The sequence below is a fragment of the Roseicella sp. DB1501 genome, assembly GCF_013112485.1.
Taxonomy (GTDB): Bacteria; Pseudomonadota; Alphaproteobacteria; order Acetobacterales; family Acetobacteraceae; genus Paracraurococcus.
In genome coordinates, this window is sequence record NZ_JABFHG010000002.1 from 250,522 (window position 1) to 269,975 (window position 19,454).

21 protein-coding genes are annotated in these 19,454 nt (G+C 72.4%); 13 read left to right on the plus strand and 8 right to left on the minus strand.

Features of this window, described 5'->3' with window-relative positions; genetic code table 11:
- Nucleotides 1-207: 207 nt before the first annotated feature.
- The gene (locus tag HJG45_RS04530) at nt 208-771 is read left to right on the plus strand and encodes a polysaccharide biosynthesis/export family protein (protein ID WP_171610905.1); all 564 of its coding nucleotides are present in this window, start codon (nt 208-210) and stop codon (nt 769-771) included.
- 71 nt (nt 772-842) lie between these two features.
- Nucleotides 843-1,607 (plus strand): penicillin-insensitive murein endopeptidase, encoded by a 765-nt coding sequence (gene mepA, locus HJG45_RS04535; protein ID WP_368040508.1) that lies wholly within the window; start codon nt 843-845, stop codon nt 1,605-1,607.
- Nucleotides 1,608-1,624: 17 nt separating this feature from the next.
- Here the strand turns inward: mepA and HJG45_RS04540 are convergent, their stop codons facing one another.
- On the minus strand, nt 1,625-2,854 hold the full coding sequence (locus HJG45_RS04540; protein WP_171610906.1) for an ABC transporter substrate-binding protein: 1,230 nt from the start codon (nt 2,852-2,854) through the stop codon (nt 1,625-1,627).
- Between the two features lie 163 nt (nt 2,855-3,017).
- Between HJG45_RS04540 and HJG45_RS04545 the strand changes: the two genes are divergently transcribed.
- The 5 genes from HJG45_RS04545 to HJG45_RS04565 are packed head-to-tail and all read left to right on the plus strand — an operon-like array spanning nt 3,018 to nt 5,769.
- On the plus strand, nt 3,018-3,806 hold the full coding sequence (locus HJG45_RS04545; RefSeq protein ID WP_171610907.1) for an alpha/beta fold hydrolase: 789 nt from the start codon (nt 3,018-3,020) through the stop codon (nt 3,804-3,806).
- A gap of 14 nt (nt 3,807-3,820) precedes the next feature.
- Nucleotides 3,821-5,062 carry an LLM class flavin-dependent oxidoreductase gene (locus HJG45_RS04550; protein ID WP_171610908.1) on the plus strand — a complete coding sequence of 414 codons (1,242 nt, stop codon included), beginning with the start codon at nt 3,821-3,823 and terminating at the stop codon, nt 5,060-5,062.
- A gap of 51 nt (nt 5,063-5,113) precedes the next feature.
- Nucleotides 5,114-5,362 (plus strand): FitA-like ribbon-helix-helix domain-containing protein, encoded by a 249-nt coding sequence (locus HJG45_RS04555; RefSeq protein WP_171610909.1) that lies wholly within the window; start codon nt 5,114-5,116, stop codon nt 5,360-5,362.
- A complete protein-coding gene (locus HJG45_RS04560; RefSeq protein WP_171610910.1) occupies nt 5,359-5,541 on the plus strand; it encodes a type II toxin-antitoxin system VapC family toxin in 183 nt (60 codons plus the stop codon). Before HJG45_RS04555 ends, HJG45_RS04560 begins: the two co-directional genes overlap by 4 nt.
- Before the next feature lie 6 nt (nt 5,542-5,547).
- A complete protein-coding gene (locus tag HJG45_RS04565) occupies nt 5,548-5,769 on the plus strand; it encodes a type II toxin-antitoxin system VapC family toxin (protein ID WP_171610911.1) in 222 nt (73 codons plus the stop codon).
- 7 nt (nt 5,770-5,776) lie between these two features.
- Here the strand turns inward: HJG45_RS04565 and der are convergent, their stop codons facing one another.
- From der to HJG45_RS04580, 3 genes are all read right to left on the minus strand, one after another.
- Nucleotides 5,777-7,123 (minus strand): ribosome biogenesis GTPase Der, encoded by a 1,347-nt coding sequence (gene der / locus HJG45_RS04570; protein ID WP_171611237.1) that lies wholly within the window; start codon nt 7,121-7,123, stop codon nt 5,777-5,779.
- 79 nt (nt 7,124-7,202) lie between these two features.
- Nucleotides 7,203-8,555: a PQQ-binding-like beta-propeller repeat protein gene (locus HJG45_RS04575; protein WP_171610912.1), complete on the minus strand. Its 1,353-nt coding sequence runs from the start codon at nt 8,553-8,555 to the stop codon at nt 7,203-7,205.
- Between the two features lie 14 nt (nt 8,556-8,569).
- Nucleotides 8,570-9,214 carry a tetratricopeptide repeat protein gene (locus tag HJG45_RS04580; protein WP_171610913.1) on the minus strand — a complete coding sequence of 215 codons (645 nt, stop codon included), beginning with the start codon at nt 9,212-9,214 and terminating at the stop codon, nt 8,570-8,572.
- Between the two features lie 80 nt (nt 9,215-9,294).
- On the opposite strand from HJG45_RS04580, the gene HJG45_RS04585 reads away from it, so the two are divergent.
- From HJG45_RS04585 to HJG45_RS04595, 3 genes are all read left to right on the plus strand, one after another.
- A complete protein-coding gene (locus tag HJG45_RS04585; RefSeq protein ID WP_171610914.1) occupies nt 9,295-9,696 on the plus strand; it encodes a hypothetical protein in 402 nt (133 codons plus the stop codon).
- 104 nt (nt 9,697-9,800) lie between these two features.
- Complete coding sequence (locus tag HJG45_RS04590) at nt 9,801-10,889, plus strand: amidohydrolase family protein (protein ID WP_171610915.1); 1,089 nt, start codon at nt 9,801-9,803, stop codon at nt 10,887-10,889.
- 53 nt (nt 10,890-10,942) lie between these two features.
- Nucleotides 10,943-11,806 carry an oxygenase MpaB family protein gene (locus HJG45_RS04595; RefSeq protein WP_368040509.1) on the plus strand — a complete coding sequence of 288 codons (864 nt, stop codon included), beginning with the start codon at nt 10,943-10,945 and terminating at the stop codon, nt 11,804-11,806.
- 13 nt (nt 11,807-11,819) lie between these two features.
- Here HJG45_RS04595 and HJG45_RS04600 read toward each other — a convergent pair whose 3' ends face one another.
- Entirely contained in the window at nt 11,820-13,592 is a 1,773-nt protein-coding gene (locus HJG45_RS04600; RefSeq protein ID WP_171610916.1) for an aminopeptidase P family protein, read from the minus strand.
- 406 nt (nt 13,593-13,998) lie between these two features.
- On the opposite strand from HJG45_RS04600, the gene HJG45_RS28565 reads away from it, so the two are divergent.
- The 3 genes from HJG45_RS28565 (at nt 13,999) to HJG45_RS04610 (ending at nt 15,738) form a co-directional block, all read left to right on the plus strand.
- Nucleotides 13,999-14,214 carry a hypothetical protein gene (locus HJG45_RS28565; RefSeq protein ID WP_254452279.1) on the plus strand — a complete coding sequence of 72 codons (216 nt, stop codon included), beginning with the start codon at nt 13,999-14,001 and terminating at the stop codon, nt 14,212-14,214.
- Entirely contained in the window at nt 14,211-14,345 is a 135-nt protein-coding gene (locus HJG45_RS29350) for a DUF1127 domain-containing protein (RefSeq protein WP_368040522.1), read from the plus strand. The genes HJG45_RS28565 and HJG45_RS29350 overlap by 4 nt, the downstream gene beginning before the upstream one ends.
- A 169-nt stretch (nt 14,346-14,514) precedes the next feature.
- Complete coding sequence (locus tag HJG45_RS04610; RefSeq protein WP_171610918.1) at nt 14,515-15,738, plus strand: MFS transporter; 1,224 nt, start codon at nt 14,515-14,517, stop codon at nt 15,736-15,738.
- Nucleotides 15,739-15,751: 13 nt separating this feature from the next.
- Here HJG45_RS04610 and HJG45_RS04615 read toward each other — a convergent pair whose 3' ends face one another.
- The 3 genes from HJG45_RS04615 to HJG45_RS04625 are packed head-to-tail and all read right to left on the minus strand — an operon-like array spanning nt 15,752 to nt 19,397.
- A complete protein-coding gene (locus HJG45_RS04615; protein ID WP_171611239.1) occupies nt 15,752-16,672 on the minus strand; it encodes a 50S ribosomal protein L11 methyltransferase in 921 nt (306 codons plus the stop codon).
- 2 nt (nt 16,673-16,674) lie between these two features.
- The gene (locus HJG45_RS04620) at nt 16,675-18,903 is read right to left on the minus strand and encodes an ATP-dependent helicase (RefSeq protein ID WP_368040510.1); all 2,229 of its coding nucleotides are present in this window, start codon (nt 18,901-18,903) and stop codon (nt 16,675-16,677) included.
- The gene (locus HJG45_RS04625) at nt 18,900-19,397 is read right to left on the minus strand and encodes a pentapeptide repeat-containing protein (RefSeq protein ID WP_368040511.1); all 498 of its coding nucleotides are present in this window, start codon (nt 19,395-19,397) and stop codon (nt 18,900-18,902) included. The genes HJG45_RS04620 and HJG45_RS04625 overlap by 4 nt, the downstream gene beginning before the upstream one ends.
- Nucleotides 19,398-19,454: the final 57 nt, after the last annotated feature.

Below are 19,454 nucleotides of genomic sequence, written 5' to 3' on the forward strand. Positions count from 1 at the left end.
GTTGCTTGCCTGGTCAATCAACGGCGCGGCGAACTTCCCGGTGCACAGCAAACAACGGCGTGATAAACCACCTGCGCAAGGAAACGCGAATGTGCTCACGGCTCGCGCTCTGGCAGAGAGAGAACGTGGGAGATCGCGTAACCGGGCTGCAATTTTCGCAGCCGCCGCCTAACGCGTGATCAGCGATGAGTGGGAAGGGAAGCCCGAATGATTGCACGCCGCCTGTTGTGGACGCTCCCGGTGCTGGCCGTTGCCGCCTGCAGCGGGCCGGGCTCTAGCCTGCCTCCCCTGCCGGACACCACCACCTCGGCCTATCGCCTGGGCCCTGAGGACCAGCTCCGCGTGACCGTCTTCAACGATCCGCGGCTGACCGGCGATTTCCGCGTCTCCGATGCCGGCACCATCGCCTTGCCACTGGTCGGCTCGGTGCAGGCATCCGGCCGCACGACGACGGAAGTGGAGCGCGCCATCGAGCACGAGATGCGGCAGAAGGGGCTGTTCCGCGATCCGAGCGTCTCGGTGCAGGTGCTCACCTATCGGCCGATCTTCGTGCTTGGCATGGCCGAGAAGCCGGGCCAGTTCCCCTACCAGCCCGGAATGACGGCGCTGACCGCGGTGGCGATCGCCGGCGGCTTCAACTACCGCGCCATCCGCGACTACGTTTCGATCACCCGCGTCGGCCCGGATGGGCGGCCGGTTGAGTACCGCGCGCCGCGCGAGGCGCTGGTGCAGCCGGGCGACGTCGTCACGGTCTTCGAGCGCCGCTTCTGAGGCGCGCCGCGGTCCTCCTGCTCCTGCTCGCCGCCGTTGCGGGGCGGGCGGCGGCGGAGGGCCTGCCGGCGGTGCCGGCGGCCTGGGCTTCGGTGCCCGGGCCGGTGGCGGGACCGCCGCGCATCCATGGTCAGACCGGCCTCGGCTGCATCGCCGGGGCCGTTCCCCTGCCGTCAGAGGGACCGGGCTGGCAAGTGGTCCGCCTGTCGCGGCACCGCTACTGGGGCCACCCGGCCCTGCTCGCCGCCCTGCGCTCCCTCACCGCCGCAGCCGGCGCGGCGGGATTGCCGACACTCTGGATCGGCGATCTCGGCCAACCGCGCGGTGGCCCCCTGCCCTATGGCCATGCCAGCCACCAGGCCGGGCTGGATGCCGATATCTGGCTCGACCTCTCGCCGAAGCCGGCGCTCACCGTCGCCGAGCGCGAGCGGATCGAGGTGCCCTCCCTCGTCCTGCCGGATGGCAGCGGGGTCGATCCCGCGCGCTGGAGGCCGGGGCATGCGGCGCTGATCCGCCTGGCCGCCTCGCTGCCCGGTCTGGACCGGCTCTTCGTCAACCCGGCGATCAAGCGCGAGCTCTGCCGCACCGATGCCGGCGCCGCCTGGCTGCGCCGGGTGCGGCCCTGGCGCGGGCATGACAGCCACATGCATATCCGCCTGCTCTGCCCCGCCGGCCAGGCGGAATGCCGCGACCAGCCGCCCGTGCCGCCCGGGGATGGCTGCGACGCGTCGCTCGACTGGTGGTTCGGCGCCGAGGCGCGGCAGCCGGCGCCGCGGCCGCCCGGCCCCGCGCCTCGCCTGCCGGCGGCCTGCCGCGCGGTGCTGGAGGCGCGCTGAGCCGGCGCCGCCGGGTCTCACCCCTTCAAGAAGGGGCAGCCGCCATCGGCGATCGGCCGGAAAGCCTGGTCCGCCGGCGTCGTCGCCAGCAGCTTCATCAGGTCCCACTCGCCCCGGCTCTCCGCCGGCGCCTTCGCCTCGAAGAGGTAGGTGGGGTGGATCTTGCGCCCGTCGGCCCGCACCAGCCCCGGGCCGAAGGCGTCGTCATCGGTCGGCAGGCGCTTCATCGCCTCCACCGCGTCGAGGCCCGAGGCCTTGGCGCGGGCGAGCCCGATGGCCTCCACCGCCTTCAGGTAATGCAGGGCGCAGGAATAGGCCTGGGCCTGGACGCTGTTGACCTGATGGCCCTTCGCCATCTTGCCCTTCAGCCGCGCCGCCAGGGCCCGGCTGCGGTCGTTCAGGTCCCAGTAGAAGCTCTCGGTCAGGGTGAGGCCCTGCGCCGTCGGCAGGCCCAGGGTGTGGACGTCGATCATGAAGCCGATCATCGCCGCCACGCGGATCTTGCGGCCGGCGAGGCCGAATTCCTGGCCCTGCTTCACGCAGTTGATCATGTCGACGCCGGCATTGCAGAGCGCGATGACATCCGGCTTCAGCGCGGCGGCGGTGACGAGGAAGGAGGAGAAATCCGTCGTCTGCGGGAAGGGATGCACGCTGGCGCCCACGACCTCGCCACCATTGGCGCGCACGAAGCGGGTGACCTCGCGCTGCACCGAATGGCCGAAGGCGTAGTCGGCGGTGATGCAGTACCAGCGCTTCGCCCCGGCCCGCGCCAGCGCCCCGCCGGTGCTCTGCGCATTGGCCCAGGAATCCGTCGTCCAATGCACCATGTTGGGGCTGCAGCCCGGGCCGGTGAGATCGGCCGAGGCGGCGCCGCTGTTCAGATGGACCTTGTTCTTCTCCCGCGCGAGAGTGTTGATCGCCAGCGCGATGGCGCTGTTGTTCGCATCGAGTATGGCGTCCACCCCCTGGTCGAACCATTGCCGCGCGATGTTCACGCCAACATCCGCCTTCTGCTGATGATCGGCCTGCAGGATCTCGACCGGCAGGCCGCGGGCGGCGGCGCCGAAATCCTGCACCGCCTGGCGGGCGCAGACGACGCAATTCGGGCCGCTGAGGTCGCTGTACGGGCCGGACATGTCGGTGAGCACGCCGATCCGGATCGGCTGGCCCTGGGCCCAGGCGCCGCCCGCGACGGCGAGGCCGGCCATGGCGGCGCCGAGGGCGCCACGCCTGGTGATGCTGTTCATGGATCTTGCCTCCCGGGTCCGCCGCTTGCCGCGGCATCGCCGGCCAGCCTAGGGCAAGACGCGCCGGCGCGCAGGCCCAAACGCCACCGGCGGGCGCCGGCCCGCGTTGACTCGCGGATCGTTAGCCTGCGACCTTTCCCGCAACGGGAGAGGGAAGCGGCCGATGGCAGAGACAATCGCCTGGCAGGAGAGCCTGGTGCCGGTGGCGGGGCTGCAGCTTCGCCTGCGCCGCGCCGGCAAGGGCCCGCCGCTGCTGGTGCTGCACCGCGACACCGGCACGCTCGAGCAGCTTCCCGCCTATGCCGAGCTCGCCCGGCATTTCGAGCTGCTGCTGCCGGAACATCCCGGCTACGGCCAGTCCGAGCGCCCGACCTGGATGCGCTCCACGCGCGACCTCGCCATGGTGCATCGCTGGCTGCTGGCCGAGCTCGGCCTGCCGAAGGCAGCGCTGCTCGGGCTCGGCTTCGGCGGCTGGATCGCCGCCGAGATGGCGAGCATGGCGCCGCTCGACCCGGCGCAGCTCATCCTCGTCGGGCCGATGGGCATCCGGCCGCCGGAGGGCGTCATCCTCGACCAGGCGCTAGTCAGCCATATCGACTATGCCCGCGCCGGCTTCCACGACCAGGCGGCCTTCGACGCGCTCTACGGCGCCGATCCCAGCACCGACCAGCTTGTCGAATGGGACATCTGCCGGGAGATGAACTACCGCATCGCCTGGAAGCCCTACATGCACAGCCTGACCCTGCCGCACCTGCTCGGCGGCGTGCGCGCGCCGACGCTCCTCCTCTGGGGCGCCGAGGACCGCGTGGTGCCGCTCGCCGCCGCCGAACGCTGGCGGCAGGCCATGCCGCGGGCGCAGGGCGAGACGGTCGCTGGTTGCGGCCATTGCGTCGAGATGGAGAAGCCGGCGGAGCTCGTCCGCCTCGTCACCACCTTCGCCCAGCGCGGCTGAGCGGGAGACGCGCCATGCACATCATGTACTTCACCGAGCAGCCCATGTCCGCCTATCCGGCCGAGGAAGGGCTGAAGTTCGGCGCGACCGCGCTGATGTTCCCGAACACGCATTTCGACCCGGTGGCGGGCTCGCGCCTCTACAACGAGTTCATCGAGCAGTACAAGCTGGCCGAGGCGGTGGGCTTCGACGGCATCATGCTGAACGAGCACCACAACGCGCCCTTCTGCATGCAGGCCAAGGCGAACATTTTTGCGAGCATCCTCGCCGCGATCACCGAACGGGTGAAGATCGTCATTCTCGGGAATCCCCTTCCCCTTTCGGAGAATCCCGTGCGCATCGCCGAGGAGCTGGCGATGATCGACATGATCTCGAAGGGCCGCCTCGTCTCCGGCTTCGTGCGCGGCGGCGGGCAGGAGCAGCTCGCCACCGGCGTGAACCCCGCCTACAACCGCGAGCGCTTCGAGGAGGCGCACGACCTCATCACCCGCACCTGGACGCAGCCCGGCCCCTTCCGCTTCGAGGGCAACCACTACCACAACCGGGTGGTCAATCCCTGGGCGGTGCCGCTGCAGAAGCCGCATCCGCGCATCTGGATCCCCGGCGTCATCAGCAAGGAGACGGTGATCTGGGCGGCGCGCCACCGCTACCCCTACATCGCGCTCAACACGACCGTGGAGCAGACCAACCGCATCTGGGAGCTCTATGACCGCACGGCGGAGGAGGTCGGCTTCACCAGCGGGCCGGAATACCACGGCTACCTGAAGCAGGTGCATGTCGCCGAGACGGATGAGAAGGCGATCGAGAATGCCCGGCAGTTCACCTGGATGCAGGGCGAGTTCACCGGCCTCGCGCATCCGGTCTGGAGCACGCCTTCGGGCTATTCCTCGCCCGAGCAGCGGCGCGGCTTCGTCGAGTTCTCCATTGGCCGCGGCAGCAGCCCGCGCCGCCGCCCGAGCTTCGAGGAGCAGATCCGCGACAACATGATCATCGCCGGCAAGCCGGAGACGGTGATCGCCAAGCTGCGGCAGGTGATGGAGCAGACCCGGCCCGGCATCATGTCGCTCTGGGCGAATGACGGCTTCATCAGCCAGCAGGACAGCCTGACCTGCATCCGCCTGCTGGGCCAGGAGGTGCTGCCGGCGATGCGCGAGGCGGCGAAGGAGCTCGACCTCAAGAGCCCCTTCGAGGCGGAGACGCCGGTGAGCCTCGAATTCAGCCAGGATCTGCGGCCGCGCCCGGCGGCGGCCGAATAGCGGCATTGCCCATGGCTGGACCAGCCCGCTGTCATTGCGATAGCAAGCGAGGTGCCGGCCCTGGCGCAGCTGCTGGTGCGCAACCTGGATGAGGCGGTGGTGGAGCGGCTGAAGGCCCGCGCGGCGCGGGCCGGCCGGTCGCTGGAAGCGGAGTTGCGGGACATCCTCACCACGGTCGCCAAGCCGTCGAAGGAGGAGGTCATGGCGCGCCTCGATCGCAGCCGGGCCATGCTGCGGCCGCCGCGGCCAGGCGAGGCAACGGTCGTGGAGATGATCCGCGAGGACCGCGACGGACGGTGACCCTGGTCATCGATGCCTCGGTCCTGGCCGCCGTTGCGCTCGATGAGCGCCTGGCAGTGGCCGCGCGCCCGGCGCTGCTGACGGCGGATGCGGTGGCGCCGGACCTGATCCTGGCCGAATTCGCCAATGTCCTCCGGAAGACCGTCCGCCAGGGGCGCCTGCCGCGGCCGGAGGCCTAGGCCGTCTTGCGGGACGGGATCGCGCTCCTGGACCGGATCGTGCCGCTCGGGATCCTGCAGGACCGGGCCCTTGATCTCGCCTGCCGGCGTGACCATCCGGTCTATGACTGCGTCTATGTCGCCCTCGCGCAACATGAGGACGCGCCGCTGGTCACCGCCGATGCCCGGCTCGCCCGCGTCTTCGGCGGGGATGCCGAGATCCGCCTGATCCAGGACGGGTCGTCATAGAGTCGCGCTACCCCTCCGCCTCCGCATAGGGGTTGCTGGTGCCGCGCAGGTTCAGCCGGATCGGCACGCCGGGCATGGCGAAGGTCTCGCGGAAGCCGTTGACCAGATAGCGGCGGTAATCCTCCGGCAGCTGCTCCGCCCGGGTGCCGAAGACCGCGATGGTCGGCGGTCGCGCCTTCGGCATGGTGGCGTAGCGCAGCTTGATCCGCCTGCCATCGGCGAGCGGCGGCGGGTGACGGGCCAGCATGGCCTCGAACCAGCGGTTCAGCTCGCCGGTCGGCACCCGGCGGTTCCACAGCGCATAGGCGGCGTGCACCGCCGGCATCAGCTTCTCGACGCCGCGCCCGGTCTGCGCCGAGAGCGGCACCACCGGCAGCCCGCGCAGCTGCGCCAGGCTCGCCGTCAGCACGTCGTCGAGCCGCCGACGCGTCGCCGCGCGATCCTCGACCGCATCCCATTTGTTGAAGGCGAGCACCACCCCCCGCCCCTCGCGCTCTGCCAGCCGCGCCAGCCGCAGGTCCTGCTCGTCCATGCCGAGCAGCGCATCGACCACGAGGATCGCCACCTCGCATTCCTTCAGCGCGGCGATGGAGGCGGCGGTCGACATCTTCTCGAGCGCCTGCTCGATCCGCGCCCGCTTGCGCAAGCCAGCGGTATCGACCAGCCGGACCTTGCCGCCGGTCGGGTCGGTCCATTCCACCGCGACGGAATCCCGGGTCAGGCCGGGCTCGGGGCCGGTGATCATGCGCTCCTCGCCGAGCAGCGCGTTCAGCAGGGTGGATTTTCCGGCATTAGGCCGGCCGATGATGGCGAGCCGCAGCGGCCGTTCGGGGTCGGGGCGGTCGTCCGGCGCCGGCTCCTCGGGCAGGTGCTCGCGCACCGCGTCGTGCAGCTCGCCAATCCCGTCGCCATGCTCGGCCGAGACCGCCACCGGGTCACCGAGGCCGAGCTCATAGGCCTCCATCGCGGCATAGCCGCCGAGCCGCCCCTCGGTCTTGTTGGCGACGAGGATCACCGGCACGGTCTGCCTGCGCAGCCAGGTGGCGAAGGCTCGGTCGACCGGCGTCAGGCCGGCGCGGGCATCGACCACGAAGAGGACGAGGTCGGATTCCCGCACCGCCGCCTCCGAGCTCGCCCGCATGCGGCCCTGGATGGTCTCGGGCGCCGCCTCCTCCAGCCCGGCCGTGTCGAGCAGGCGGACCGCCTGGCCGGCGATGCGGGTCTCGGCCTCCTTGCGGTCGCGGGTGACGCCGGGCGTGTCGTCGACGATGGCGATCTTCCGCTGGGCCAGGCGGTTGAACAGCGTCGACTTGCCGACATTCGGCCGGCCGAGGATGGCGATGGTGGGCAGCATGGCCGCCTCGATAGAGCAGATCGCCGCCATCGGGAAATGCCAAGCGGCGATGGCCGGGGCGCGGAGGCCGCCGGCGGCCTCAAGCGGCCGCGGCCTCGCCGCGCACCGCGATCACATCGCCATCATCGGTCAGCAGGTAGAGCACGCCGCCGGCGATCGCCGGCTGCTGCAAGGTGCCGGCCGGCAGGAGCAGCTCGGCGGTCTTCTCGCCGGTCGCGGGATCGACCTGCACCATCCGGCCATGGCTGCCGGCGATCAGCAGCCGCCCGCCGCCCAGCACCGGGGCGCCCCAGGCGATCGGGTCGCGCCGCTTCTCCGGCTTCGCGTAGCTGCCGAGCGCGGTGAGCCAGCGCACCCGCCCGTCCTCGCGGCCGAGGCAGGCCAGGTCGCCGCCGGTGGTGACCAGGAAGATCCAGTCCCCCACCGCCCAGGGCGTCTCGCCGACCGCGACATCCCGTTCCCAGAGCCGGCGGCCGGAGCGGAGGTCGATGGCGATGGTCAGCCCGCCGAGCCCCGCGGCATAGACCCGGTTGCGGTCGATCACCGGCATGGCGGTGATGGCGGCGATATCCGCCAGGCCGCCGCCGCGCGCCGAGGACAGGGTCTCGCTCCAGATGTTCTTGCCGTCCTGGATCCGGATCGCCGCCAGCTCGCCGGAGGCGAAGCCGGCGATGACCACCTCGCCCTCCACCGCCGGCGCCGGCAGGCCGAGGACCATGGTGGTCGTCGGCTGCGCCCGGTAGGTCCACTGCTTCTGCCCGTCCGTGGTCGAGAGGGAGAGCAGGTGGTTCTCGATGGTCGGCACGAGGAGCCGCCCCTCCACGACGGTCGGGGCGCCGCGGGCCGGGGCCGGCAGGTCGACCCGCCAGACCGGCTTGCCTGTCGCCGGGTCGATCGCCATGGCCTCGGACAGGCCGGTGACCGCGTAGAGCACGCCATTCGCGAAGGCCAGGCCGGCGCCGAGCGCCCCGTCCCGATCCTTCTTCGGGCGCGTGTCGAAGCTCCAGCGCTCGCGGCCGGTCGCGGCATCCAGCGCCGAGATCTCGCCATAGACATCGGCGGCATAGACCACCCCATCGGCGACGATGGCCGGCGCGATCAGCCGCCGCCGGTAGCCGCTGCCGGTGCCGATCGATTGCCGCCAGACCTGCCGCAGCCGGGGCCCGAGTTCCGGATGTCCCGGCGCATGGGTCGGGCCGCCGCCGGCCTGCGGCCAGTCGGCCCGCGCCGTCGGCGGCGGCAGGGTGACGGGCTGGCGATCCGCCTCATCCACCGCGAGGCCGCGCTCGACGGCCAGGATCGGCTTGCGGTCCCCCTTCAGGGGAACCTTCCTCTCCCCGAAAATGCTGTCGAGGCTGTCGGTGATCGTCTCGCATCCGGCCAGAAGACCGGTGGCGCCCAGCAGCGCGGCTCTTCGGGTGACCCCCCGCATGGACTCTCCTCGCATCAGCCGTTGAGGCCTGCCAGCAGGCGCCCGGCACGGTCCCGCACGCCCTGCGGCGCCAGCGGGTCCGTGGTGAGGGCGGTCAGGATGCGCTTCGCAGCCTCGGTGTCGTTGCGCTTCAGGGCGACCAGGGCCCGGACCTCGTCGGCCGAGGCCCGCCAGGGGCCGCCGGCGAGCGGCGCCAGCCGCGCCTCGATCGCCGCCGGGTCGCCGGAATCGACGGAATGCAGGCCCCAGAGCAGCGTCGCCAAGTCGCGGTAGAGCGGATCGGTGCCGTCGTCGCGGCTGATCGCATCCCACTCCCTGAGCGCGCCCTCGCCGTCCCCGGCTTCCGCCCGTAGCGCCGCGGCGCGCAGCCGGGCGAGCGTCCGGTAGCCGGCCGGCGCATCGGCCGCGATCGCGTCGTAGCGGCCGGCGATGGATTTGAGATCGGCATTCGGCTCGGCCGCGGCCCGGCCTGCGGCCAGATAGGCCTCCGCCGCCTGGCCGGCGCCGCGCACCTCGTACCAGCGCCAGCCCTGCCACCCGGCCACGCCGAGGACCACGAGGACCAGCAGCCCCACCAGCATGCCGCCATAGCGGGCCAGCAGGCGCTTCATCCGCTCGGCGCGGAGGTCCTCCTCGACCTCGTCGAAGATATCAGGCACGCAGTCATCCTCGGGACGGGGCGGCGGTGCATAGCAGTCCCTTGGCGGGGCGTTAAGCCCGACCGGCCGAGGATGCGCCGATGCGCCCCGCTCCGCCGGCCCTGACTGCTCCCTTGGCCGCCCTCCTGCCGCTGCTGCTCCTGCCCGCCTGCGAGGCGGCGGAACCGGTCACCGGCATCCTCGCCGCGGCGAATATCGACAGCGTCATGCTGATCGGCCGGACGGTGCCCGATGCCGTGGTCTCGGCCGTCGCCAGGCGCGACTGCTCGATGGTGCGGCTCGATCGCGGCCAGTCCTATTGCCGCCCGGAGGAGGCGCCGCCGGCACCGCCCGCCTATTGCACCCGTTCCCTCGGCAGCGTCGATTGCTGGCGGCAGCCGCCCCTCGCCCTGCCGCTGCCACGCGGCCTCGCCGATGGCCGCGCCACGCTGACCGCGGCGCAGGAGGCGGACCGCACCCGGCGCTGGCCCGGACTCTGGTAGCTAGCTCTGGTAGCCAACTCTGGTACCCGGCGGGAGGATTTGCATCCGGCGCCGATCGGCGCGAGCCTCGCCGGCAACAAGACGCGCAGGGGAGCGAGGCATCCATGGCCACCCGCAGGCAATTCCTGGCCGGCGCCGCCGGCAGCGGCGTCCTGTTCTGCGGCTGCGGCCTGCACCGCGCGGCAGCGGCGCCGCCCGGCCGGCCAACGCGGCAGGCCGTGGCGGTCGAGGGCAAGCGCGTGCGGACCATCGACGTGCATGCCCATTGCGTCTTCGCCGAGACGCTGCCGCTGGTGAACAACGACCGCTCGATCATCGGCCCCAGCGTGCGCGGCGCCGAGGAGACCTTCCTCGACATCGACAAGCGCTTCGCCGCCATGGACGCGCAGCGCGTCGACATGGAGGTGCTCTCGGTCAACCCCTTCTGGTACCGCCGCGACCGCGACCTGGCGGCGCAGATCGTCAGGATCAACAACGAGCGGATGGCCGCGCTCTGCGCCGCGCATCCCGAGCGCTTCGCCGGCTTCGCCTCCCTCACCCTGCAGGACCCGCAGCTCGCGGTGCAGGAGCTGGAGACGGCGATGCGGACGCAGGGGCTGAAGGGGGCGGCGATCGGCGACAGCGTCGGCGACAGGGAATTCTCGCATCCGGATTTCCAACCGGTCTGGGCGAAGGCGGAGGAGCTCGGCGCCGTGCTCTTCATCCATCCGCAGGGCGTGCCGGAGCTCAGCCGGCGCCTCGCCGGCAATGGCTGGCTGCCGAATGCCATCGGCAATCCGCTGGCGACGACCATCGCCCTGTCGCAGCTCATCTTCAACGGCACGCTCGACCGCTTCCCGGGCCTCAAGATCGTCGCCGCGCATGGCGGCGGCTACCTGCCCTCCTATGCCGACCGTTCCGACCATGCCTGCCTGGTCAGCCCGGCGAGCTGCGACCCGGCGATCCGGCTGCAGAAGAAGCCGACGGAGTATCTGCGGCAGATCTGGTTCGACTCGCTGATCTTCACGCCGGAGGCGATCCGCCACCTGCAGGCGCAGGTGGGCGCGGCGCAGATCGTCCTCGGCAGCGACTATCCCTATCCCTGGTCGCTGCACCCGGTGGACCACATCATGGCCTGCACTTCGCTCTCGGCGGCGCAGAAGCGCGCCGTGCTCGGTGAGACCGCGGCGCGGCTGCTGCGCCTCAAAGCCTGACAGCCGCACGCCGCAGGCGTTGACCCGGCGCCGCGCGGGGCCACTTCCGGGGGGTGACCCCCAATCCTCCCGCCGCCTTCGGCAGCCTGCTCGCCCGGCCCCTGAAGCGGGCGATTGCCGGCCAGGTCGCCGCCATCTTCAACGATCGCCGCCAGGGCGAGCGCCCGGTGCAACGCCGGCCGGACGGGCTGTTCGGCCCGGACTCGGTCGTCTGGCGGGTGCATGGCGACGTCGCCGGGATGATGGTCGGCGGCATCGCCGCGCTGATGCTGCAAATGCTGCACCCCGCGGTGCTGGCCGGCGTCTGGGACCATTCGCGCTTCCGCGACGACCTCTCCGGCCGGCTGCGGCGCACCGCCCGCTTCATCGCGCTGACCACCTATGGCGGCCGCGCCGAGGCGGAGGCGGCGATCGCCCGGGTGCGGGCCATCCACGGCCATGTCCGCGGCACCCTGCCCGACGGCACGCCCTATGCCGCGAACGATCCGGCGCTGCTCGCCTGGGTGCACCTGACCGAGGCGGCGAGCTTCCTCGCCGGCTGGGTGCGCTATGCCGAGCCCCGCATGCCGGGCGCCGCGCGCGACCGCTATTTCGCCGAGATGGCCGTGGTCGGCGCGGCGCTCGGCGCCGATCCGGTGCCGCGCAGCCGGGCGGAGGCGCGGGCGATCATGGCCGGGATGCGGCCGGCGCTGCGCGTCGACGGCCGCACACGGGAGGTGGCCCGGCTGCTGCTGTCCCGCCGCGCCGCCGAGCCCTGGCAGGAGCCGCTGCAGGCCATCACCCAGCAGGCCGGACTCGACCTGATGCCAGGCTGGGCGCGACGGATGCACGGGCTGCCGCCGCCCCCGGCGCGGCCGCTGCTGCGGGCCGGCACGCTGACCGTGGCGGAGGCCATCCGCTGGGCCTTCCGGCCTTGATGCCGCCGGCCGCTCAGCCGAGCGGCGCGCAGGCCCGGCGCAGCCAGGCGGCGGTCTCCGCGTCGCAGGCCGGCCCGATCTCGGCCAGCACCCGCGCCTGATAGGCATCCACCCAGGCCCGCTCCGCCGGGGCGAGCAGGGAGAGGTCGATCAGCCGCCGGTCATAGGGGGCGAGGGTCAGGGTCTCGAATTCGAGGAAGGGCTTCACCTGGTCGGGCTGCTCCGGCGCCGGCTGCACCAGCAGCAGGTTCTCGATGCGGATGCCGTACTGCCCCGGCAGGTAGTAGCCGGGCTCGTCCGAGAGGATCATGCCGGGCGCGAGCGGCACCGGCTTCGCGGCGCGGCTGAAGGCGACCGGCCCCTCATGCACCGAGAGGAAGCTGCCGACGCCATGGCCGGTGCCGTGGTCGTAATCGAGGCCCGCGGCCCAGAGCGCCCGCCGGGCGAAGGCATCGAGATGCGGCCCGGCGACGCCCTGCGGGAAGCGCAGCGTCGCCAGCGCGACATGCCCCTGCAACACCCGCGTGTAGCGCTCCCGCAGCCTGGCCGGCGCCGGGCCGGGCCCGGTCCAGAGGGTACGGGTGACATCGGTCGTGCCGTCCAGGTACTGCGCGCCGCTGTCGATCAGGTAGCACTCGTCGGGCTGCACCGGCCGGTTGCTCGCCGCGGTGACGCGGTAGTGGATGACGGCACCGTTCTCCCCGGCGCCGCTGATCGCCGGGAAGCTCTCGGCGCGGAACAGCGGCACCTCGCGGCGGAAGGCGAGCAGCCGCTCGGCGACGCTCATCTCGCTCTCCCGCCCGGTCGGCGCCGCGGCCTCGAACCAGGCGAGGAAGCGGGCCAGCGCCACCGCGTCGCGCCGGTGCGCGGCGCGCGCGCCCTGCTGCTCCACCGCATTCTTGCAGGCGCGCGGCAGCCGCACCGGATCCTCGCCGGCCACCACCATGGCGCCGGCCTCGCGCAGCTCCTGGGCGAACCAGGCCGGCGTCGCCTCGGGATCGACCCGCACCTTGCGGCCGCGCAATTCGGCCAGCGCCGCGGGCAGGGCGGCGCGCGGCCGCACCGTCACCGCATTGCCGAGATGCGCCCGCGTCTCGGGTGGCACCTTGCCGGGCTCCATGAAGAGCTCGGCCGAGGCATCGGCGCGCAGCAGGCCGAAGCCGAGGGCGAGCGGCGTATGGTCGAGATCGCCGCCCCGGATGTTGAGCAGCCAGGCAAGGGAATGGCTGTCGGCCAGCACCGCCGCATCCTCGCCCGCCTCCTGCAACGCCCTGGCCGCGGCGAGGCGCTTCGCCTCGGCATCGAGGCCGGCCTGCTCCAGCCCATGCGGCACGGCGGGCGCCTGGGGCGGCGCCGGACGGTCGGCCCAGGCGGCATCGAGCGGGTTCGCGGTGAGCGGCACGAGGACGGCGCCGGAGGGCTCGAGCCGCTGCAGCGCCGCTTCCGGGTGCAGCCAGGGATCGTAGCCGATGCGCCGGCCGACCGCGTGCTCCTTCAGCCAGTCGACCGGTGGCTGCTCGGTGATGTGCCGCGGCTCCCAAAGCGCCGGGTCGAGCTGCTGCCGGGCCTGGGTGGTGTAGCGGCCATCGGTGAACAGCGCGGCGCGCTCGGGCAGCACCACGGCGAGACCGGCGCTGCCGGTAAAGCCGGTCAGCCAGGCCAGCCGCTCGCCCGAGGGCGGCACGTATTCGCCGAGATGCTCATCCGCGCGCGGCACCAGGAAGCCGTCCACCCCGGCCTTGCGGAGTTCGGCGCGCAGCGCGGCGAGGCGTTCGGCAGGAGTCATGCGGCATGTCCTTGCTGGCCCGGCGGAGTCTCGCCGGATTCGCCCTCAGGTGGAAGGGCATGGCCGGACGCGCCGCGACCCCGCTTCGCGCCACATCGCCGATGTCCTGGCCGATTCAGGCGGCTCGGCGGCGAGCACCGCGCCAATCCATGCGCGGGCGGCCAGGACTCTAGCCCATTGGAATCAAAGTGTCTTCAACCAGGCAGCCAATGCCGCAGGGTCGAATGCCTCACCAGGTAAACCGATTATGCACGGCACTTCGGCATTTCATGAGCGGACTGCATAGCTCGGCTGCACCTTTCGCGCGCGTTCCGCTGCGGCATCGAACCTATATAGCGATGCGTGGGCGGCGGAAGGCCGCCCCCGGCGCCGGGACGGCCCGGCTCATCATCGGACACAACATATCATGGATCCCCGTCTTCTCCGGGCGGAAGCCGCCTACCTCCTGCCCCTCCCCGCCTCGCCGGCCGCCGAGCGCGCCCGTGCGCTGCGCATCGCCGCCGCCGAGGCCTATCAGGCCGGGCTGGCGCGCGCCGGCCGGGCCTTTTTCGCCCGCTTCGGCGAGGCCCTGTTCGGCTGGGCCCGGCGCGCGCCCGCATCCGCGCTGAGCTCGAGGCGCTGAGCGACCGCGAGCTGGCGGATATCGGCGTAACCCGCGGCGAAATCGGCCGCGTCCTCGCCGAGGCCGAGCAGGCCCGGACGCCGCGCCCGGCGCAGCGCCCCGTCGGCCTGCCGGTGCCGCGCCCGGCCTGATCGAGGCTGCGTCCCGCGTGGCTTAACGTCTCGCGGGATACCAGGCTGACCAGCGGCGGACGCGGCGCAGGCGCCATTGGGTCCGGACGGCAGCCATGAACTGGACGCATGACGGACTCGGCACGCAGCGCGCTTGTTGCGGCACCGCCACCTCCGGTCTCATGACCGCATGCGCCACCCTGCCCTCCCCGCCCACAGGATCTGGATCGTCGTCGCCGCCGCTGCGGCCTCCATCAGCTTGGCGCTGGGCATCCGGCAAACCTTCGGTCTCTTCCTGCTGCCGCTCTCGGCCGAGGCTGGCATCTCGCCGGCCGTGCTAGGCAGCGCGGTCGCCCTGCACAACCTCGTCTGGGGCCTCGCCCAGCCGGTGACCGGCGCCATCGCCGATCGCCGTGGTGCCGGCCGGGTGATGGCCGCCGGCGCGCTGCTGCTCGCGGCCGGCCTCGGCCTGCCCGCGCTCTGGACCTCGGCGCCGGCGATCCTCCTCGGCATCGGCGTGCTCACCGGCATCGGCGTCTCCTGCTGCGGCACCGGCGCGGCGCTGGCCGCGGTCGGGCGGGCGGTGCCGGCGGAGCGGCGCGGCGAGATGATTGGCCTCGCCTCGGCCGGCGGCTCGCTCGGCCAGGCGGCCATGGTGCCGCTGGCGAGCAGCCTGATCGGCGCGGTCGGCGCCATCGCCACCCTCGGCATCCTCGGGCTCAGCCTGCTGCTCATCCTGCCGGCCGCGCGCCTCGTCGAGTGGCGGGCGCCGGTCCCTTCCCCCGGGCAGCGGCCCGGTCAGGCGGCGACCGGCCTGGCCAGGCTGCCGGCCCTGGCCCGCATGGCGCTCGCCGACCGCGACTATGCGCTGCTGACCGGTGGCTTCTTCGCCTGCGGTTTCCAGCTCGCCTTCCTCACCATGCACCTGCCAAGCCACCTCGCCCTGTGCGGCCTGCCGAGCGGGCTCGGCGCCATGGCGCTGATGACGATCGGCCTGTTCAACATCCCCGGGAGCTGGCTCTGCGGCCGGGTGAGCAACGTGATGCAGCCGGAGGTCGCGCTGGGCTGGATCTACGCGCTGCGCAGCGTGGTCATCGCCTGCTTCGCCTATGCGACGCCGAGCTATGCCGGCACGCTGGTCTTCGCCGCGGTGATGGGCTTCGTCTGGCTCGGCACCATCCCGCTGACCAGCGCCGCCATCGCCCGGCGCTTCGGCGTCGCCGATCTCGGCGCGCTCTACGGCGTCTGCTTCCTCAGCCACCAGGTGGGCGGCTTCCTTGGCGCCGCCGCAGGCACGCTGCTGCTGGCAGTGGCCGGAAGCTACCAGGCCTTCTGGCCGGTGATGATCGGGGTCGGCATCGCGGCAAGCGCCATGAACTGGCTGGCCCGGCCGCCGGTGCGCGCGATCGCCTGAGGCGCGAGCGGCCTCACCGCGGCCCGCGCCGCAACACCAGCGTGGTCCAGGGGCCGATATCGAGACGGCGTTCCAGCCGCAGCCCCTGCCGGCGATGCGCCGCCAGCACCATCCGCGCCTGGGTGCCGAGCAGCCCGGCGAGGATGGCCGTCCCGCCCGGCGCCAGATGCGCCGCGAGGTCGCGCGCCATGGCGCAGAGCGGCCGCGCCAGGATATTGGCGAAGACCAGGTCGTAGTGGCCATTGCGTACCACCGGGTGCCGCCAGCCATCCGCCAGCCGTGCCGCGACCAGCCGCTGCACGCCGTTCAGCGCGGCATTGTCCGCCGCCACCCGCACCGACCAGGGCTCGATATCGGTGGCCAGCACCGGCCGGCGCAGCAGCTTCGCCGCGGCGATGGCGAGGATGGCCGAGCCGGTGCCGAGATCAAGGATGCGCCGCGGCCGGCGATGCGCCATCCCCTCCAGCGCCAGCAGGCAGCCCTGGGTGGAGGCGTGCTCGCCGCTGCCGAAGGCGAGCCCGGCATCGAGGCGCAGCACGATCCGGCCCGGCGTGACGGGGTTCGGCAGATGCGTCGGCCGCACCAGGAAGCGGCGGCCGATCGGCGCCTCGGGGAAGCCCTGCACGGTGCGGGCGAGCCAGCCCTCCGCCTCGATCGGGCCGGCCTGCAGCGCCGACGGCTCGATGCCGGTGACGGCGGCGGCCAGGGCCAGGGCGCCGGTCAGCGCGTCATCGCCCTGCCCCGCCTCCCGCACCCCCTCGATCCGCCAGGTATCGCTCGGCTCGTCGCGGAAATAGGCGACGCTGACGCAGACCGTCTGCAGCGCCGCCTCGAAGGCCGGCACCGCTTCCTCCGGCAGATGCTCTATGGCGAGCAGCTCCAGCGGCTCGGCGCGGCGGCGCGAAAGCGGCGTCGGCCAGTCGGGATCGCCCATGGTCACGAGGCGCGCTCCAGGAAGCTGTCGAGCACCCGCTTCGGATCGGACTTGTCGAAATCGACGTCGACGCGGTTGTCCTCCACCGCCGTGACCCGGCCATAGCCGAATTTCCGGTGGAAGACGCGCTCGCCCACCTTCAGCGGCGAGGCATGGGCGGGACGCGCCTGCACCTCCCAGGCGCCGGCCTCGATGGTGCGCGGCCGGCGGGCCAGCAGGCCGCCGCTCCCGGTGAAGACGGAGGGCATGTCGACGACCCGGTTGCGGGCCATGCCGGCGCTGCCCTCGCGCTGCACATGCGCGGCCGGCAGCTCGTCGAGGAAGCGCGAGGGGATGGAGCTCGACCAATTGCCGTAGACGCGGCGGTTGGCGGCGCAGGAGACGATGGCCTGCTTGCGGGCGCGGGTCAGCCCGACATAGGCGAGGCGCCGCTCCTCCTCCAGCCCGCGCTCGCCGCCCTCCTCCAGCGCCCGGTTGTGCGGGAACAGCCCCTCCTCCCAGCCGGGGAGGAAGACCATGTCGAATTCCAGCCCCTTCGCCGCATGCAGCGTCATCAGCGAGAGCCGGTCGCCCGAGGCGTTCTCGTCATTCTCCATCACCAGCGCCACATGCTCGAGAAAGCCGTTCAGGGTCTCGAACTCGCCGAGGGCGCGGACGAACTCCTTCAGGTTCTCGAGCCGTCCGGGCGCCTCGGGCGACTTGTCCTGCTTCCACATCTCCGTGTAGCCGCTCTCGTCCAGCAGGGTCGCGGCGGTGACCACATGCCCCTCCCGCCCGAGCTGCTCGCGCCAGCGCGCGAAGCCGTGCAACAGCTCGCCGAGCGCGTTACGCGCCTTGCCGGTGAGGCCGCTGCCCGCCTGCAGCAGCCGCGCCGCCGCGGCGCTCAGCGGGATGCGCTCGGCGCGGGCGAGCTCGTGCATCCGCCGCATGGCGGTGTCGCCGAGGCCGCGCTTCGGGACATTGACGATGCGCTCGAAGGCCAGGTCGTCCGAGGGCTGGGCAAGCACGCGCAGATAGGCGAGCGCGTCGCGGATCTCGGCCCGCTCGTAGAATTTCAGCCCGCCGACGACGCGGTAGGGAATGCCGAGGGTGATCAGCCGCTCCTCGAAGGCGCGGGTCTGGAAGCCGGCGCGGACCAGGATGGCGATCTCGGCCAGGGCATGGCCGCTGCGCTGCGCCGCCTCGATCCGCTCGCCCACCATCCGCGCCTCCTCCTCGGAATCCCAGAGGGAGACGACGCGCACCTTCTCGCCATCGGCGTCGTTGCGGCCGGCCCTGAGCGTCTTGCCGAGCCGGCCGGAATTATGCGCGATCAGCCCGCTGGCGGCGGCGAGGATCGGGCGGGTCGAGCGGTAATTGCTCTCCAGCCGCACCACCCGGGCGCTCGGGAAGTCCTTCTCGAAGCGCAGGATGTTCTCGATCTCGGCGCCGCGCCAGGAATAGATCGACTGGTCGTCGTCGCCGACGCAGCAGATGTTCCGGTGTCCCTGGGCGAGCAGCCGCAGCCAGAGATACTGCACCAGGTTGGTGTCCTGGTACTCGTCGACCAGGATGTAGCGGAAGCGCCGGTGCCAGTCGGCCAGGACCTCCGGATGGCCGCGCAGGATCTCCACCATGTGCAGCATCAGGTCGCCGAAATCGGCGCAGTTCAGGTCCTTCAGCCGGTCCTGATAGGCGGCGTAGAGGCTGCGGGCGCGGCCGCCGGCATAATCGGTGTCCTCGGCGGGCGTCACGCGGTCGGGCGTGATGCCGCGATCCTTCCAGCGTTGGATCACCGCCATCAGCCCCGGCGCCGGCCAGCGCTTGGCATCGATGCCGCCCCCATCCATCACCTGCTTCAGCAGGCGCATCTGGTCGTCCGTGTCGAGGATGGTGAAGCCGCTGGTGAGCCCGACCAGCTCGGCATGCCGGCGCAGCATGCGGGCGCAGAGCGCGTGGAAGGTGCCGAGCCAGAGACCCTCGGCCGGGCGCTGGATGATGGCCGAGACGCGTTCGCGCATCTCCCGCGCCGCCTTGTTGGTGAAGGTGACGGCGAGCACCTGGCCGGGAAAGGCGCGGCCGGTCATCAGCAGATGCGCGAAGCGGGTGGTCAGCACCCGGGTCTTGCCGGTGCCGGCGCCGGCCAGGACCAGCAGCGGCCCGTCGAGCGTCTCGACCGCCTCGCGCTGCTCCGGGTTCAGGCGCGTGAGGTAGTCGGGGAGCGGCGCCGCGGCCTTCACCGGGCCGCTCACTGGCAGGATCCCACCGAGCCGGGCGCGCAGATATGCTTGCCGTCGCTCCAGCGGGCCCCCTCGAGCGCCGCGTTCAGCAGGTCGGCGCCGTCGAGCCGCGCGCGGGTGAGATCGGCGCCGCGCAGATCGGCGCCGAAGAAGCGCGCCCGCCGCAGGTCGGCGCCGACCAGCCGGGCCTTGCCGAGCCGGGCGCGGGTGAAGTCGGCCCGCAGCAGCACCGCCTCGGAGAGATCGGCGCCGCTGAGATCGGCGGCGACGAAGCGGGCATTGTAGCCATTGACCTTCCGCAGCCGCGCACCGGCGAGGGTGCTGCGGGTCAGCGAGGCATCCCGCAGCACCGCCCCGGTCAGGTCCACGGCGCCGAAATTGCGCTGTTCGAGCAGGCAGCGCCGCCAGTCGATGCCGGGGCGTGGCGGAAGGCTGCACTGGCTCGCCGCGGCGGGGGCGGCGAGAGTGGCAAGGAGCAGGCAGATGACGGAGAATCGCGGGCGCACGGGCGGCACTGTAGAGCGGATCGCTGCGGAGCGTGAACGCCTGGACGCCTGAATCCG

What these genes read in the sequence shown, in the direction of transcription:
- HJG45_RS04530 (WP_171610905.1), top strand. Translation starts at nt 208, where the DNA reads ATGATTGCACGCCGCCTGTTGTGGACGCTCCCGGTGCTGGCCGTTGCC.
- HJG45_RS04540 (WP_171610906.1), bottom strand. Translation starts at nt 2,854, where the DNA reads ATGAACAGCATCACCAGGCGTGGCGCCCTCGGCGCCGCCATGGCCGGC.
- HJG45_RS04545 (WP_171610907.1), top strand. Translation starts at nt 3,018, where the DNA reads ATGGCAGAGACAATCGCCTGGCAGGAGAGCCTGGTGCCGGTGGCGGGG.
- HJG45_RS04550 (WP_171610908.1), top strand. Translation starts at nt 3,821, where the DNA reads ATGCACATCATGTACTTCACCGAGCAGCCCATGTCCGCCTATCCGGCC.
- der (WP_171611237.1), bottom strand. Translation starts at nt 7,123, where the DNA reads ATGCTGCCCACCATCGCCATCCTCGGCCGGCCGAATGTCGGCAAGTCG.
- HJG45_RS04575 (WP_171610912.1), bottom strand. Translation starts at nt 8,555, where the DNA reads ATGCGGGGGGTCACCCGAAGAGCCGCGCTGCTGGGCGCCACCGGTCTT.
- HJG45_RS04585 (WP_171610914.1), top strand. Translation starts at nt 9,295, where the DNA reads ATGCGCCCCGCTCCGCCGGCCCTGACTGCTCCCTTGGCCGCCCTCCTG.
- HJG45_RS04590 (WP_171610915.1), top strand. Translation starts at nt 9,801, where the DNA reads ATGGCCACCCGCAGGCAATTCCTGGCCGGCGCCGCCGGCAGCGGCGTC.
- HJG45_RS04600 (WP_171610916.1), bottom strand. Translation starts at nt 13,592, where the DNA reads ATGACTCCTGCCGAACGCCTCGCCGCGCTGCGCGCCGAACTCCGCAAG.
- HJG45_RS28565 (WP_254452279.1), top strand. Translation starts at nt 13,999, where the DNA reads ATGGATCCCCGTCTTCTCCGGGCGGAAGCCGCCTACCTCCTGCCCCTC.
- HJG45_RS04610 (WP_171610918.1), top strand. Translation starts at nt 14,515, where the DNA reads ATGCGCCACCCTGCCCTCCCCGCCCACAGGATCTGGATCGTCGTCGCC.
- HJG45_RS04615 (WP_171611239.1), bottom strand. Translation starts at nt 16,672, where the DNA reads ATGGGCGATCCCGACTGGCCGACGCCGCTTTCGCGCCGCCGCGCCGAG.